Annotated in this window: 14 protein-coding genes and 2 tRNA genes; 9 read left to right on the plus strand and 7 right to left on the minus strand. The window is 65.9% G+C overall.

The features are described from left to right. Positions 1-158: 158 nt before the first annotated feature. Genes QRN25_RS24185 through mfd form a run of 3 tightly spaced genes read right to left on the minus strand, consistent with a single transcriptional unit; the run spans position 159 to position 4,264 of the window. A complete protein-coding gene (locus QRN25_RS24185; RefSeq protein WP_271181039.1) occupies positions 159-533 on the minus strand; it encodes a type II toxin-antitoxin system HicB family antitoxin in 375 nt (124 codons plus the stop codon). Between the two features lie 13 nt (positions 534-546). After that, positions 547-729, minus strand: a complete 183-nt coding sequence (locus QRN25_RS24190) for a type II toxin-antitoxin system HicA family toxin (RefSeq protein ID WP_285021933.1) — start codon at positions 727-729, stop codon at positions 547-549. 40 nt (positions 730-769) lie between these two features. After that, a complete protein-coding gene (gene mfd / locus QRN25_RS24195) occupies positions 770-4,264 on the minus strand; it encodes a transcription-repair coupling factor (protein ID WP_285021934.1) in 3,495 nt (1,164 codons plus the stop codon). Between the two features lie 198 nt (positions 4,265-4,462). Between mfd and QRN25_RS24200 the strand changes: the two genes are divergently transcribed. Then, entirely contained in the window at positions 4,463-5,197 is a 735-nt protein-coding gene (locus QRN25_RS24200; RefSeq protein ID WP_271181036.1) for an SDR family oxidoreductase, read from the plus strand. Between the two features lie 141 nt (positions 5,198-5,338). On the opposite strand, the gene QRN25_RS24205 is transcribed toward QRN25_RS24200, so the two are convergent. Both QRN25_RS24205 and QRN25_RS24210 read right to left on the minus strand, forming a co-directional pair. Further along, positions 5,339-5,611 (minus strand): FAD assembly factor SdhE, encoded by a 273-nt coding sequence (locus tag QRN25_RS24205; RefSeq protein WP_285021936.1) that lies wholly within the window; start codon positions 5,609-5,611, stop codon positions 5,339-5,341. Between the two features lie 45 nt (positions 5,612-5,656). Next, the gene (locus QRN25_RS24210) at positions 5,657-6,079 is read right to left on the minus strand and encodes a baeRF12 domain-containing protein (protein WP_008832325.1); all 423 of its coding nucleotides are present in this window, start codon (positions 6,077-6,079) and stop codon (positions 5,657-5,659) included. Positions 6,080-6,182: 103 nt separating this feature from the next. On the opposite strand from QRN25_RS24210, the gene recG reads away from it, so the two are divergent. Both recG and QRN25_RS24220 read left to right on the plus strand, forming a co-directional pair. Next, on the plus strand, positions 6,183-8,240 hold the full coding sequence (gene recG / locus QRN25_RS24215) for an ATP-dependent DNA helicase RecG (RefSeq protein ID WP_285021937.1): 2,058 nt from the start codon (positions 6,183-6,185) through the stop codon (positions 8,238-8,240). 120 nt (positions 8,241-8,360) lie between these two features. After that, entirely contained in the window at positions 8,361-9,116 is a 756-nt protein-coding gene (locus QRN25_RS24220) for a FadR/GntR family transcriptional regulator (protein ID WP_285021939.1), read from the plus strand. A gap of 67 nt (positions 9,117-9,183) precedes the next feature. Here the strand turns inward: QRN25_RS24220 and QRN25_RS24225 are convergent. Then, positions 9,184-9,260: transfer RNA gene (locus tag QRN25_RS24225), tRNA-Pro, on the minus strand. A gap of 179 nt (positions 9,261-9,439) precedes the next feature. On the opposite strand from QRN25_RS24225, the gene thyA reads away from it, so the two are divergent. From thyA to QRN25_RS24250, 5 genes are all read left to right on the plus strand, one after another. Further along, positions 9,440-10,396 carry a thymidylate synthase gene (gene thyA / locus QRN25_RS24230; RefSeq protein WP_285021941.1) on the plus strand — a complete coding sequence of 319 codons (957 nt, stop codon included), beginning with the start codon at positions 9,440-9,442 and terminating at the stop codon, positions 10,394-10,396. Between the two features lie 104 nt (positions 10,397-10,500). Further along, positions 10,501-11,811 carry a 3-methyl-2-oxobutanoate dehydrogenase (2-methylpropanoyl-transferring) subunit alpha gene (locus QRN25_RS24235; RefSeq protein WP_285021942.1) on the plus strand — a complete coding sequence of 437 codons (1,311 nt, stop codon included), beginning with the start codon at positions 10,501-10,503 and terminating at the stop codon, positions 11,809-11,811. Next, a complete protein-coding gene (locus tag QRN25_RS24240; RefSeq protein ID WP_285021943.1) occupies positions 11,808-12,860 on the plus strand; it encodes an alpha-ketoacid dehydrogenase subunit beta in 1,053 nt (350 codons plus the stop codon). The genes QRN25_RS24235 and QRN25_RS24240 overlap by 4 nt, the downstream gene beginning before the upstream one ends. A 5-nt stretch (positions 12,861-12,865) precedes the next feature. Beyond that, complete coding sequence (locus QRN25_RS24245; RefSeq protein WP_285021944.1) at positions 12,866-14,209, plus strand: dihydrolipoamide acetyltransferase family protein; 1,344 nt, start codon at positions 12,866-12,868, stop codon at positions 14,207-14,209. 10 nt (positions 14,210-14,219) lie between these two features. Further along, positions 14,220-14,798 (plus strand): YdeI/OmpD-associated family protein, encoded by a 579-nt coding sequence (locus QRN25_RS24250; protein ID WP_285021945.1) that lies wholly within the window; start codon positions 14,220-14,222, stop codon positions 14,796-14,798. Between the two features lie 128 nt (positions 14,799-14,926). Here QRN25_RS24250 and QRN25_RS24255 read toward each other — a convergent pair whose 3' ends face one another. Next, positions 14,927-15,388, minus strand: a complete 462-nt coding sequence (locus QRN25_RS24255; protein ID WP_285021946.1) for a hypothetical protein — start codon at positions 15,386-15,388, stop codon at positions 14,927-14,929. A 178-nt stretch (positions 15,389-15,566) separates the two neighbouring features. Between QRN25_RS24255 and QRN25_RS24260 the strand changes: the two genes are divergently transcribed. Beyond that, positions 15,567-15,643, plus strand: a tRNA-Asp gene (locus tag QRN25_RS24260). The last annotated feature ends 118 nt before the right edge of the window (positions 15,644-15,761 follow it).

Raw genomic sequence — 15,761 nt, forward strand, 5'->3', positions numbered from 1 at the left:
AGTCTGCCTAATGGACCCTGAAACAAGTTCAGGGTGACAGGGCCTCAAAAGCGCCGCTGCCTATCTGTTCTAAACATCACAGTGAGAGCACGACGCTCCTTCGCGCGCAACCTCTGACATTTCACGGGAAGCAGGGGTGCTAAACCCCTGCATGCACCTCAATGCGCGCCCTGTATCTCGTTACGCGCGGCCTGCGCGATGAAAGCGCTGCGCGTCAGGCTGCGTTCGGCCGCGGCTTTGTCGATCGCGTCGAGTATACCGCGTTCGATCGACAGGTTTACCCGCGCCACGCGATGATCGTTGACGATCCAGGGGACCGCGATCAGCGTGCCTCCATCTTCGCTTTCGATCCCGTCGAGCGGTGTAGGTTCGCGCCAGGGCTGGTCCTCGAACCACAGTTCGAGGGCTTCGCAGGCTTTCGGCAGAATGTCCTCGGCGCGATCGGCGGCGGCGAAACAGCCGGGCAGGTCGGGGAAGGTCAGGCCGTAGGCACTGTCCTCGTCCTTGTGCATGATGGCGTAGAAGTATTTCACGGCAATCGTCCTGTCATAGCCAACCCGCCATTTTCGCGATCGAACGCGCGGTGCCGATCGGCAAATCCTTCTTCGGATGCGGTACGATCAGTGTGCGGTCGTCCTTGCGGTACTTGGCATGTGAGCCTTGGGTCGAGACATGCTGCCATCCTTCGGCCTCAAGCCGTTTGATGATGGCTTTGCTGTCACGATGCATGTGTAAATAAATACACACTGATTGCGGTCAGGACAAGGGGTCACCCCTTGCGCGCCACTGCACTCAGCCCCTTGGTCAGCTGCAGCAAACCGTTGAGCCTGCTTTTTGGATCGCCCCATGCGCGCTGCAGCACCAGCTTGTTATCCGGCCGCAGCTTCACCGCGCCGTTCAGCCGCTCGGCGTAGGCGATGAGGCCCGCCGGGTTCGGGAAGCTATCGTTGTGGAAGCTGACCAGCGTGCCACGCGGGCCCACGTCAATCTTGGCGATATGCGCCTCGATCGCCTGCCGCTTGATCTGGATAAGCTGCACGAGGTTTGCGGTCGGCTGGGGCAGGGGGCCGAAGCGGTCGATCATCTCGGCGGAGAGAGATTCGATCTCCGCGCGCGAATCCGCGTCGTTCAGGCGGCGGTAGAGCGCCATGCGGACGGCCAGATCCGGTACGTACTCTTCCGGGATCATGATCGGCGCCTCGACGGTGATCTGCGGGGACAGGCCCGAAGTGTCCTTCTCCAGCCCGACACCGCCCGCGCGGGCGGCAAGGATCGCGTCCTCCAGCATCGACTGGTAGAGTTCGAAACCGACTTCGCGAATGTGGCCGGACTGCTCGTCACCAAGGAGATTGCCCGCGCCGCGAATGTCGAGGTCGTGGCTGGCGAGCTGGAAGCCCGCGCCGAGCGAATCGAGATCGCCCAGCACCTTGAGGCGCTTTTCGGCCACTTCGGACAACGCGCGGTCGGGCGGCGTCGTCAGGTAGGCGTAGGCGCGTAGCTTCGATCGGCCCACGCGGCCGCGCAGCTGGTAGAGCTGGGCGAGGCCGAAGCGGTCGGCGCGGTGGATGATGATCGTGTTGGCGCGCGGAATGTCGATGCCGGATTCGACGATCGTGGTGGAGAGCAGCACCTCGTACTTGCCCTCGTAGAAGGCGCTCATGCGTTCTTCCACGTCGCCCGCGCTCATCTGGCCGTGGGCGGAAATGTACTTCACCTCGGGCACGTTCTTGTGCAGCCAGTCCTCGATCTCGGGCATGTCGGAGATGCGGGGCACGACGATGAAGCTCTGGCCGCCGCGGTGGTGTTCGCGCAGCAGGGCCTCGCGCATCACCATCTCGTCCCATTCCATCACATAGGTCCGCACCGCAAGGCGATCGACCGGCGGGGTCTGGATGGTGGAGAGTTCGCGCAGGCCGCTCATCGCCATCTGCAGGGTGCGCGGGATCGGCGTGGCGGTCAGCGTCAGCACGTGCACGTCGGCGCGCAACTGCTTCAGCTTCTCCTTGTGGTTCACGCCGAAGCGCTGTTCCTCATCGACGATGACAAGGCCGAGGCGCTTGAAGCTGACCGTCTTGGAGAGGATCGCGTGGGTGCCGCAGACCACGTCCATCGTGCCGTCCGCCAGCCCGTCGCGCGTGGCCTTGGCTTCCTTCTCGGGCACGAGGCGCGAGAGGCGACCGACGTTGAGCGGGAAACCGGCGAACCGGTCCGCGAAGCCGGAGAAGTGCTGGCGCGCCAGCAGCGTGGTCGGCGCGACGACGGCGACCTGCTGGCCCGCCATCGCCGCGACGAAGGCCGCGCGCAGGGCCACTTCGGTCTTGCCGAAACCGACGTCGCCGCAGACCAGGCGGTCCATCGGCTTGCCGCTGGAAAGGTCGTCCAGCGTATCGGCGATGGCGGCTTCCTGATCCTCGGTTTCCTGCCAGGGGAAGCGATCGACGAACTGGTTGAAGCTCGATTCCTCGGCGACGAGGGCCGGGGCGACGCGCAGGGCGCGTTCGGCGGCGGTCTTCATCAGTTCGCCCGCAATCTCGCGGATGCGCTCCTTCAGGCGGGCGCGGCGCTTCTGCCATGCCTCGCCGCCCAGCTTGTCGAGCGCGACACCTTCCGCCTCGCTGCCGTAGCGGGAGAGGACGTCGAGGTTCTCGACCGGGATGTAGAGCTTGTCGCCGCCGGAGTACGTCAGCATCACGCAGTCGTGCGGGGACTTGCCGACCGGGATCGACTGCAGCCCTTCGTACTTGCCGATGCCGTGGTCCATGTGGACCACCAGATCGCCCGGCGTCAGCGCCGCCAGTTCGGCGAGGAAGGCGTCGGAATCCTTCTTCTTTTTCTTCCGGCGGACAAGGCGGTCGCCCAGAATGTCCTGCTCGGTGATGACTTCGACGGAATCGTTGGAGAAGCCGGTCTCCAGCGGCAGCACCAGCGCGGCGGAGCGGCCCTGCACGGCAAGGCCCAGCGCTTCCTGCCAGGTCTCGGCGACGCGCGGCTCGGGGCCTTTCGCTTCGCCGAGGATCGAGACGAGGCGGGCGCGGCTGCCGGGCGAGTAGGCGGCCAGGATCGCCTTGCGGCCCGACTTGGCGATGGCGTGGAGGTGCTTGGCGGCGGCCTCGTATGCATTGTCGCCGCGCGCACGTTCGGGGGCGAAATCGCGTGCGTTGCCGAAGCCGAAGTCGATCACCTTGCCGCTTTCCGGCTGGGCGAAGGGATCGGCGCGGTGGACGGGGTGGGCGGCGATCAGTTCGTCCAGTTCGTCCTTGCCGAGATAGAGCGAATCGGTCGCCAGCGGGCGGTAGGAGCCGGCCTTCTGGCCCGAGGTTTCGAGACGGGCCTTGTGATAGTCCGCGATGTCGGTGACGCGCTCGTCCACGGCGCCGATCGCGGCGGTGTCCATCACGATCAGGTCATCGGGGCCGAGGTGGTCGAACAGGGTGACCAGCCGGTCCTCGAACAGCGGCAGCCAGTGCTCCATGCCCGCAAGGCGGCGGCCGTCGCTGACCGCCTGATAGAGCGGATCGGCCGTGGCGTTGGTGCCGAACATCTCGCGGTAGCGGGTGCGGAAGCGCTTGACGGTATCCTCGTCCATCAGAGCTTCGCTGGCGGGCAGCAGTAGGTGGTCGGGCACGGTGCCGCTGGAGCGCTGGGTGCCGGTGTCGAACAGGCGCAGCGTTTCCAGCTCGTCCCCGAAGAAGTCGAGGCGCAGGCCGCCCCCCGATCCTTCTCCGGCATTTAGGCCCGAGGGCACGATGTCGAAGATCGAGCCGCGCACCGCGAACTCGCCCGCGTCGATCGCGGTGTCGGTGCGCTGGTAACCCTGGCGGCGCAGCAGGCCGATCAGGCTTTCGTGGCCGATCTCCATGCCGGGCTTGAGCAGGCGCACCGATTCGCGGATTCGGAACGGGGTGAGCACGCGCTGGAGCAGGGCATTGGTGGTGGTGACGAGAAGCTGCGGCCCCTGTCGCTTCAACTGCAACGCATGGAGCGCGGCGAGGCGGCGGGCGCTGACCGACAGCGCGGGGCTGGCGCGGTCGTAGGGCAGGCAGTCCCACGCGGGGAACTCGATGACCTCCAGTTCGGGCGCGAAGAACTGCGCTGCGCTGGCGACGGCGCTCATCGCCTGGTCGTTGTCCGCGACGAAGACGGCGCGGCCTTTCGGAGCAATGGCGCGGGCAAGGTCGGCCATGACCAGCGGCTGCGAACCGCGAGTGACCGAAGCGAGGGTCAACGGCGCCGAGGCCGTGATGATGCGGGAGAAATCAGTCATGACAGGGGTGATTGGCGGGATATGCGGGGCGAAGGGGAAATACAATCATCTTCCCGCGCAAGGTGTCATGTCTGCGGATCGCTCCCACTCTCGTCATTGCGAGCGTAGCGCAGCAATCCAGGGCAGTGTTACGCTGGCCCTGGATTGCTGCGCTACGCTCGCAATGACGAACGGTAGCTGCGAGAAATGGAGAGCATCATGACCACCCTCGAAGGCAAGCGCGTACTGATAACCGGCGCATCCAGCGGCCTCGGCCGCCATTTTGCGCAGGTGCTGAGCGTCGCCGGTGCCCATGTCGTGCTCGCGGCCCGGCGCATGGATGCGCTGGAGGAACTGGCCGCCGAGATCGGCGATGCCACCTGCGTATCCCTCGACGTCACCGATCCTGCCAGCATCCGCGAGGCCGCCGGGCAGGCAGGCGCCATCGACGTGCTGGTCAACAACGCGGGCGTATCCAGCGCCCAGCCGGTGCTCGATGCGACGGTGGAGGACTACGACCACATCATGAACGCCAACCTGCGCGGCGCCTTTCTCGTCGCTACCGAAGTCGCGAGGGGCATGCGCGATCGCGGTGAGGGCGGGGCGATCGTCAACATCGCGTCGATCTTAGGGCTCGCGCAAGGCGGGCAACTAGCGGTCTATGCTATGAGCAAGGCGGGCGTGGTGCAGATGACCAAACAGATGGCGCTGGAACTGGCGCGCTACGGTATCCGCGTGAATGCACTGGCGCCGGGTTATTTCGCCACGGACATGAACCGCGATTTCCTCTCCAGTACGCTGGGCGATGCGATGGCGAAGCGCATTCCGCAGCGGCGCTTCGGCAATTTCGAGGATCTCGACGGGCCGCTCATGCTGCTGTGCTCGGATGCCTCGCGCTACATGACCGGGGTGGTGATCCCGGTCGATGGCGGGCACCTGCTGGGCGGGCTGTAAAGTCCGACGGCCTCACTTCAGTCGTCATTGCGAGCGCAGCGAAGCAATCCAGGGCAGCCTCATACTGCCCTGGATTGCTTCGCTGCGCTCGCAATGACGAATTGGGGTGGCTTTGAGACCATCGAAGCCGGATTGTTCCGATCAGTCCCTCGGAATCTCGACGTAATCGAGCTTCATCATCCGCTCGATCATCGGGCCGCGATATTCCTCGGGCACGGACATCGTACCGAGCGCCCAGCCCATGATGTCGACATCTTCCTCTTCGATGATGGTCTCGAACAGGGTGATGTCCTCATCCGACCATTCGGCGTGGAAGCGGTCGAAGAAGCAGCCGATCATGTAGTCGGCCTCGCGCGTGCCGCGATGCCAGGCGCGGAACTTGAGGCGGGCGAGGCGGGGTGAAAGTTCGCTCATGCCCGCGCCGTTACAATGCGGCGCGGGCATGAGCAAGTTCGCGCATCAGCCATGCAGGATGCGCGTAATCTCCTGAGCGGGACGGCCGGCGAGGTTCTTGGGCACCTCGGCCACCAATACGTCCTTGAGCTGCTTGTGGTAATGCCTGCGCATCTCGCCCAGCGAGCGCGGATCGGCCACAACCACCAGCTGGTCGATTTCGCGCGAGAGCACCTGGCTGTTCAGCCATCCCGTCACCGCCGCGACGTGGGCGCTTTCGTCGAGCGCATCGTTACTGCCGTCCCCGGTGCGGGCCTGATGGCGGGTAGGGCCGTCGAGACGGCGGGCGCCGGCGCTGAAGTTGGTCGCCTCCAGTTCGGGTACGTCCATCGCCGCCAGTCGGGGTTCGGCTTCCGCCCCCGTGTTGCGATAGAGTTCGAAGTTCTCTCCGTCGACGATCGCGAACACGGTTCCGTTCGGCAAGAGCATGGGCTTCTCCTTCATTGTTACAGGGGGGCCAACCGCACGATGACGGACAAGGTTCCGCCCGCTCTGGCGAAACGGTCCCCACTCGCGCTAAGAGGCGCTCGTCATGCGGCCTGAAGCTCTCAATTCCCTGTTCGTCGAAGTCGAGGCGCTCGAAGGCGTCGGTCCCAAGCTGCGCAAGCCGCTGGAAAAGCTGGGGCTTACCCGGATCAGGGACCTCGCGTATCACTTGCCCGACCGCTTCGTGGAGCGGCGCGCGATCACCAACCTCGACGAAGCGGGCGTGGGCGAGAACGTCATAGTCGCGCTTACCGTTCGCGAACACCGCTCGCCCAGCGGACGCGGCCCGTTCCGCGTGATCGCCGAGGACGCGGCGGGCAACATCTGCACCGTCACATATTTCGGCCGCGCCTCCTACACCGGCAAGAAGCAACTGCCGGTCGGCGAGACGCGCTGGGTGGCGGGGCGGATCGACCAGTACGGCCAGATGCTCCAGATCGTGCATCCCGAACATGTGTCCGAGGATTCGTCCGCGCCGATCGGGCAGTTGTGCGAGGCGGTCTATCCCCTGTCCGAAGGGCTGACGCAGGGCCGCGCGGCCTCGCTGGTGGCGCAGGCGCTGAAAGCGCTACCCGAGCTTCCCGAATGGATCGAGCCCAGCCTCACCGCCAAGACCGGCTGGCCGCTCTGGCGCGAGGCGCTGACCGAGGCGCATCGCGGCGTCAACGGCCCCGCGCGCGACCGGCTGGCCTATGACGAACTCTTCGCCAATGCGCTGGCGCTGATGCTGGTGCGCGAAAGCAACCGCTCGCAGCGCGGCACGCCGCTGGTCGGCGATGGCTCGCTGCGGGTCAAGCTCAAGCTGCCGTTCGCGCTGACCGGGGCACAGGCCCGCTCGATCGGCGAGATCGAGGGCGATCTTGCGCAGCCTTCGCCGATGCTGCGGCTGCTGCAGGGCGACGTGGGTTCGGGCAAGACGGTGGTGGCGCTGTCCTCGATGCTGATCGCGGTGGAGGCGGGCGCGCAAGCCGCGTTGCTGGCGCCGACCGAAATCCTCGCTCGCCAGCATTACGAGACGCTGTCGCGCATGCTGCGGGGCACAGGCGTCGAGATCGCGCTGCTGACGGGGCGAGACAAGGGCAAGGCCCGCGAGGCGATCCTGATGGGCCTTTTGGGCGGCGCGATCCAGATCGTCGTCGGCACTCACGCGATCTTCCAGGACAGCGTCGCGTACAAGAACCTTGCGCTGGTGGTGATCGACGAGCAGCACCGCTTCGGCGTCGGCCAGCGGCTGATGCTGGCGCGCAAGGGCCGCCGCGCGCCGCATACCCTGGCGATGACCGCGACCCCCATCCCGCGCACGCTGACCTTGGCGCAGTACGGCGAGATGGAAGTCTCCAAACTCGACGAACTGCCGCCGGGCCGTCAGGCGATCGATACCCGCGTCGTCGCGGTGGAGCGCATGGACGACGTCGTCGGCGCCCTGACGCGCCACATCGAATCAGGTCAGCAGGCCTACTGGGTCTGCCCGATGGTCAACGAGAGCGAGACCGACGACCTTGCCGCCGCCGAGGCGCGTTATGCAGCGCTCAAGGAGCGCTTCGGCGATACCGTGGCACTGGTCCACGGCCAGCTGCGGCCCGAGGTCAAGGACGCGGCGATGGAACGCTTCGCCCGGGGCGAGGCCAAGCTGCTGGTCGCGACCACGGTGATCGAGGTCGGAGTCGACGTGCCCAATTCCACGCTGATGGTGATCGAACAGGCCGAGCGCTTCGGCCTTGCCCAGCTGCACCAACTGCGCGGGCGCGTCGGGCGCGGTTCGGGAAAGTCCACCTGCCTGCTGCTGCGCGGCAACCAGTTGTCCGAAACCGGCCGCCAGCGCCTCGCCCTGATGCGCGAGACGCAGGACGGCTTCCGGCTTGCCGAGGAGGATCTGCAACTGCGCGGCGGCGGCGAACTGCTTGGCACGCGGCAGTCGGGCGACACGCCGTTCCGCATCGCCAGCCTCGAACAGATCACCAAGCTGCTGCCGCTTGCGCACGATGACGCGCGCTTGCTGATCGAGCGCGATGGCGGCCTTGCCGGTCCGCGCGGAGAGGCGGCGCGGCTGCTGCTCTATCTGTTCGAGCGCGACTGGGGCGTGCAGCTGCTGCGCTCGGGCTGAGCCTGCAGCGGTAACGTGCCTTGCCCATGGCGGAGCACGGCTTGTTCTCACACACGGCAGACTGGTAAGACAGATCTTGCGAAACCGGAACAACCGGTCGGACCGCAGGGAGGGATAGCGTTGGACCGTGCACAGGACGAATCGCCGTCGCCGCGCCTCTATCGCAAGGTTGCGGCGCGATTGATCGACGAGATTCGCGCCGGCCGCCATCCGGTCGGCGCGCGCATGCCGGCCGAGCGGGACTTGTCGCTCACCATGGGCGTCAGTCGCCCCGTCGTGCGCGAGGCGCTGCTGGCGCTGGAGGTCATGGGCGTGGTGGAGGTTCGCATCGGGTCGGGGGCCTATGTCCTGCGGCTGCCGGAGGACGAGCCCCGCTCCCCGACCGAGGTGACGCCGATGGAACTGGTGCAGGCGAGGCTGATCTTCGAGGGCGAAGCCGCCTCGCTCGCCGCCGCCAACATCACCGACGAGGAACTGGCGCGGCTGGACAGCGCCGTCGCCGCGATGCGCCGGGAGGACGGCTCGTTCGAGGACTGGCAGGCGGGGCTGACCGATTTCCACATGACCATGGCCCATGCCACCCGCAACCTCGCGGTGGAGCGCAGCGTGCGCGACTTGTGGGATATGCGCTCGCGCTCGACGGAATGTCGCCGGATGCTGGAGGAAGCCCGTAGCCGCAACTACCGCTACAGTCTGCAGCAACACGTGGAGATTCTCGCCGCCCTGAAGGCGCGCGACCCCGTGCGGGCGCGAGCGGCGGTGCGGATGCATCTGGAGGGCTCGATCGAACACGTGTTGATGGCGATCGAGGAACGCGCCGTCGCGGATGCGCGGGCGAGGGTGGCGGAAATGCGCTCGCGCTATTTTTCGCGCTGAGGCGTGTAAAAGTGGGAGCCTGAAACGACGAACGGCGCGTCTTGCGACACGCCGTTCTCGTATAAAGTGGTCGGGGAAAGAGGATTCGAACCTCCGGCCCCTGCCTCCCGAAGACAGTGCTCTACCAGGCTGAGCTATTCCCCGACCGGAGGGGCAATCCGAAGACCGCCCCGGGCAGGAGGGCGCCTATATAGGGCACTTCCGGGGGTGGCAAGGGGCTTTTCGGCAAAAACTTCAACCTTGTGAAAATGGTGGCTGATTGCGCTGGGGAGCATCGCGCGCGGGTGCTTTCGCCGGCGCGCGCGGGCGGATAGTCTGATGCCATGACCACGACCGCGCTTTGCACCGCCTCCACCGCAACCCCGCATTGGGAATGGCAATACCTCGACCTCATGCGCCGCATCTGGGAGCAGGGCGACGAGCGGCTCGATCGTACGGGCGTGGGCACGCGCTCGGTCTTCGGCGCGACGATCCGGTTCGACCTCTCGGGCGGGGCGATGCCGCTGCTGACCACCAAGCGCGTCTACTGGAAGACCGCCACGCGCGAGATGCTGTGGTTCCTCACCGGCAACACCAATATCCGGTCGCTCTGCGCGCAGGGGGTGGAAATCTGGACCGACTGGCCGCTCGACCGCTATCGACGCGAAACGGGCGAGGAGATCAGTCGCAAGGACTTCTCCGCGCGAATCGTGGCGGACGAGGTGTTCGCCGAGGCCTGGGGCGATCTCGGTCCGGTCTACGGCAAGCAGTGGGTGGACTGGGACACGTACGAGCCGGTCGGCGAGGGTCTGTTCCGGCGCGGTCCCGGCATCAACCAGGTGGCGCAGGTGGTCGAGAGCCTGCGCAAAAATCCAGGTAGCCGCCGCCATATCATCGAGGGATGGAACGTCGCCGAACTCGATTCGATGGCGCTGCCGCCCTGCCACAAGACCTACCAGTTCCATGTCGCGGACGGGCGGCTCTCATGCCTGCTCTATCAGCGCAGCTGCGACCTCGGCCTCGGCTTCGCCTTCAACATGTGGTCGCTGGCCCTGCTGACGCGGATGATGGCGCAGCAATGCAACCTCGAGCCGGGTGAGGCCGTTTGGACCGGTGGTGATGTCCACTTGTACCTCAATCATGCGGCGCTGGTCGAAGAACAGCTCTCGCGCGAGCCGGAAGGCGAGGCGACGATGGCGATTCTCCGGCGTCCCGATTCGATCTTCGACTACCGGATCGAGGACTTCGAAGTCGCCGGATATGCCCCGCAGGCGCATATCGCCGCGCCGGTTGCGGTGTAATTGACATTACCAAGGTTTGAAATAATATGACTTAACCGTGGAATTTTGCTTCGCCTGTTGCGCGGCGGGTTCCGACGGCCCGACCTTGGCGGGAGAGCATTGAAATGGCCGAAAAAACGGCACCAGATACGGGAAGGGCGCGCGGGAATCTCCCGCCGCTGGAACTCTACGTACCCGAGCCTCGATACCGGCCCGGCGACGTCGTCGACTATTCGCATCTCCCGGTGCCGCCTGCAGGACAACTGGGGCGCCCTGACGAGAATTGCCCGGCCAGCGAAACCTGGCCGATGACCACCGACATGATTCGCGTCCTCGATGAAGAAGATCGCGCGGTCGGCCCCTGGAACCCGGGCCTCGATGCCGAGACGCTGCGGCGGATGCTGCGCACGATGGCACTGACCCGCGCCTTCGACGACCGGATGTACCGCGGGCAGCGGCAGGGCAAGACCAGCTTCTACATGAAGTGCACCGGCGAGGAGGCGATCTCGGTCGCCCATGCCCATGCGCTCGCGCATGACGACATGGTGTTCCCGACCTATCGCCAGCAGGGCATCCTGATCTCGCGCGGGTATCCGCTGGTGGAGATGGTCAACCAGATCTACTCCAACCGCGCGGACAAGCTGAAGGGCCGCCAGTTGCCGGTCATGTACTCGGCCAAGGATTACGGGTTCTTCTCCATCTCGGGCAACCTCGCCACGCAGTACCCGCAGGCGGTGGGCTGGGCGATGGCCAGCGCGATCAAGGGCGATACCCGCATCGCCACCGCCTTCGTCGGCGAGGGATCGAGCGCCGAGGGCGACTTCCACGCGGCGATGACGTTCGCTGCGGTCTACAACGCGCCGGTGGTGCTGAACGTCGTCAACAACCAGTGGGCGATCTCCAGCTTCTCGGGGTTTGCCGGGGCCGAGCGCACGACTTTCGCGGCGCGCGCGGCCGGCTACGGCATTGCCGGGCTGCGGGTGGACGGCAACGATGCGCTGGCGGTCTATGCCGCCACGCGCTGGGCCGCTGACCGTGCCCGCGCCAATCAGGGGCCGACCCTGATCGAGCACTTCACGTACCGCGCCGAGGGGCACTCCACCTCCGACGATCCCAGCGCCTATCGCTCCGCGCAGGAGCGCGAGGAATGGCCGCTCGGCGATCCGATCATGCGCCTCAAGAAGCACCTCATCGCCCTTGGCGAGTGGTCGGAGGCGCAGCAGGAGGCGATGGACCGCGAACTGGTCGAGCAGGTGAAGGTGGCGACCAAGGAGGCCGAGAAGAACGGCGTCCTCGGCCACGGGTTGCACCATCCGTTCCACACCATGTTCGAGGACGTCTTCGAGGAACTGCCCTGGCACCTCGAGGAGCAGGCCGCGCAGGCCATCCGCGAGCGTGAGATCAAATGGCCCGAATGGAAGGGAGAAGGCGCATGACCGAAGAGAATGCGTTGAGCCTCCATGACGCGCCGACCCGCTCGATGAACATGATCGAGGCGATCAACGACGCGCTCGACATCATGATGGCCCGCGATCCCGACATCGTCATTCTGGGCGAGGACGTCGGCTATTTCGGCGGTGTGTTCCGCGCTACCGCCGGTCTGCAGAAGAAGTACGGCCGCAACCGCGTGTTCGATTCGCCGATCAACGAATGCGGGATCGTCGGCGCGGCGGTCGGCATGGCGGCTTACGGCCTGCGCCCGGTGCCGGAGATCCAGTTCGCGGACTACATCTATCCCGGCCTCGACCAGCTCGTCTCCGAGGCGGCGCGCATGCGCTATCGTTCGGCGGGCGAGTTCACCTCGCCGATCACCATCCGCTCGCCCTTCGGTGGTGGTATTTTCGGTGGCCAGACGCACAGCCAGAGCCCGGAGGCGATGTTCACGCACGTCGCGGGCCTCAAGACGGTGATCCCGGCGACTCCACACGATGCCAAGGGCCTGCTGATCGCGGCGATCGAGGACAATGACCCGGTCATCTTCTTCGAGCCCAAGCGCATCTACAACGGCCCGTTCGACGGCTATTACGACAAACCCTCGCGGACGTGGAAGGGGCATCCCGGCAGCCTGGTGCCGGAGGGCTACTTCAAGATCCCGCTCGGCAAGGCGCGTATCGTGCGCGAAGGGGCGGCGCTGACGGTGGTGTCCTACGGCACCATGGTTCACGTCGCCGAGGCGGTGCTGGCCGAGAAGGGCATCGATGCCGAGATCATCGACTTGCGCACGCTCGTCCCGCTCGACATGGCGACTGTGGAAAAGTCGGTGGAGAAGACGGGGAAATGCCTGGTGATACACGAGGCGACCCGCACGTCCGGCTTCGGCGCCGAACTGGTGACGCTGGTGCAGGAGCGCTGCTTCTATCACCTCGAAGCCCCCGTCGAGCGCGTTACCGGCTTCGACACGCCGTATCCGCACAGCCTCGAGTGGGCCTATTTCCCCGGTCCCGTCCGCATCGGCGAGGCGGTCGATCGGCTCATGAAGGAATAAAAGGGATGGGACGCTACATTTTCCGCCTGCCCGACATCGGGGAAGGCATCGCCGAGGCCGAGATCGTCGCCTGGCACGTCAAGGTCGGCGATACCGTCGAGGAAGACGGCCGCCTTGCCGACATGATGACCGACAAGGCCACCGTCGAGATGGAAAGCCCGGTCTCGGGCACCGTGGTCGAAGTGGCGGGCGAGGCGGGCGACGTGATTGCCATCGGCTCGCCGCTGGTGGTGATCGAGATCGAAGGCGCGGGGAACGAGGAGGGGCGTGCTCCTGCTCCGAAGGCCGAGGTGGTCGAGGCGCGGATCGAAGTCGAGACGCCGGATGCGGGCGATGTTGAGAAGGTGGTGGCTGGTGCTTCGACAAGCTCAGCGCGAGCGGAGGTGGTTGCAGAGCCTCTTCCGACTCCCACACCCGCTCAGGCTGAGCCTGTCGAAGCCCGCGCGCCCACGCCCGCGACAAAGCCCGCCCCTCACGCCAAGGTTCTCGCCAGCCCCGCCGTGCGCCAGCGTGCCCGTGATCTCGGCATCGACCTTGGCGAAGTGCGCCCCGCCGAGGATGGCCGCGTGCGCCATAGCGACCTCGACGCCTTCCTTTCCTACAACGCCAGCGGCGGCTTCCAGCCCGCAGGCATGAAGGGCAAGGATGAGCAGGTCCGTGTCATCGGCCTGCGCCGCCGCATCGCGGAGAACATGGCCGCCTCCAAGCGCAACATCCCGCACTTCGCCTATGTCGAGGAGTACGATGTCACCGCGCTGGAGGAGACGCGCGCGCAACTCAATGCCGGGCGCGGGGACAGGCCGAAGCTGACGATGCTGCCGTTCCTGATCACGGCGATCTGCAAGCTGCTGCCGAAGTACCCGATGCTCAATGCCCATTACGACGACGAGGCAGGCGTGGTGACGCGCTACGGCTCGGTGCATCTGGGCATGGCGGCGCAGACCCCGGGCGGCCTGATGGTCCCGGTGATCCGCGATGCGCAGGACCGCAATCTGTGGCAGCTGGCGGCGGAGATCACCCGTCTCGCCAACGCCGCGCGCGATGGCTCGGCGAAGTCGTCGGAGCTTTCGGGCTCGACGATCACCCTGACGTCGCTTGGTCCGATGGGCGGGGTGGCGACCACGCCTGTCATCAACCGCCCCGAAGTCGCCATCATCGGCCCCAACCGCATCGTCGAGCGGCCGATGTTCGTGAAGGGCGCCGACGGCATCGAGCGCATCGAGAAGCGCAAGCTCATGAATATCTCGATGAGCTGCGATCACCGTGTGGTAGATGGCTGGGATGCGGCGAGCTTCGCGCAGGACCTCAGGAAACTGATCGAGGCCCCGGCGCTGATCCTCGCGGGGTAGGAGAGGGCAGATGGGCAGGGATCCGCGCGTAGACGAGTATATCGCCAAAGCCGCGGATTTCGCCCGCCCGATCCTCGAACATCTGCGTGAACTGGCTCACCGCGCGCTCCCCGATGCCGAAGAGGCGATCAAGTGGGGGATGCCGCACTTTCTCGTGAACGCAAAGAACGTCGCCGGGATGGCGGCGTTCAAGGCGCACTGTACTTTCGTCATTCACGGAGATGGGCGTCAGGGCGATGCAATGGGGCAGTTCGGGCGCATCACCGCGATTGCTGACCTGCCGGACGAAGCCGAGCTTGCACACAAGCTGCAGGCCGCGCGTGGTCGGGTGCAAACCAAAGGCACGGCGGTGAAAAAGGCCCGCAAGCCCAAGCCCGAAATCGCCATGCCGGATGACTTCGCGGTGGCGCTGGACGGGGTTCCTGCCGCAAGGGCGCATTACGAAGCGTTCTCGCCTTCGGTACGGCGCGACTATCTCGAATGGATCACCGAGGCGAAGACCGCCGCGACGCGCGAGAAGCGCATGGCTCAGGCGGTTGAGTGGATCGCCGAGGGTAAGAAGCGGAACTGGAAATACGAAAAGTGCTGACGTCGTCCCGGACTTGATCCGGGACCGCTGGCCGTGAACAGCCCACCTTGCTGCGCTCATCCGGGCTCTCGCCTAAAGGCCGCCAGCGGTCCCGGATCAAGTCCGGGACGACGGTTCGATCGTCGCCTTTACCGCACCACGCCCGCATAAGCGATGCGTCCCTGACCGAGCGCCGCGTAGCTCGCGGGGATGCGCCAGCGCACATGCGTGACGTCCTCGGGCGTCGCTTGGCGTCCGTCGACGCGCATCGCCTCCAGACGGCCCCACGAGCGACCGCCATCGACCGACACTTCCTGCATGTCGCTGGCGCTGCGCTGGTAGGCGAGACGGGCGGGCAGGGGGTTGGTCAGGACGAAGCCGCCGGTGCCGCGCATGCGCCGCCACGTCACTACGGTCACGACCCGGTCCCCGCGTGTGAGCATCATGGCAGGTTCCAGCCTGCGCCCGTTGAGCGCATCGACACGTTCCACGAAGACGGCGCTGTCGGTCGCGACTGCGCTGGTGCTGCGGGCCTCGGCGGAAAGAGTGCTGCCGGTGAAGGCGGCGGCCGTCAGGGATAGCGTGCAGAGGATGCGCTTGGCTGTAATCATGGGCGATTCTCCCCCGGCCGCCCAGTGCGGCCCCGGCGCAAGACTGCGGCGCCACTCGCGAAAATATGGTTAAAATCCTCTCGCGGCGAAAAAATGAAAAAGCCTTCCGCAAAGCCGTTGACAGCCCTGCGAGGCTGGCCTAGTGGCGGCGCTCCCAAGCGGACGCAACCGCAAGAACGCGGGTGTAGCTCAGTTGGTTAGAGTGCCGGCCTGTCACGCCGGAGGTCGCGGGTTCGAGCCCCGTCACTCGCGCCACTTGGGAAAAATGCTGGTAATCCAGCGACTTGAGGTAGTCTAAAAACCTCATATACATTGCTGCGCGGGTGTAGCTCAGTTGGTTAGAGTGCCGGCCTGTCACGCCGGAGGTCGCGGG

The sequence above is a fragment of the Novosphingobium sp. fls2-241-R2A-195 genome (assembly GCF_030209485.1).
GTDB classification, from domain to species: Bacteria; Pseudomonadota; Alphaproteobacteria; order Sphingomonadales; family Sphingomonadaceae; genus Novosphingobium; species Novosphingobium resinovorum.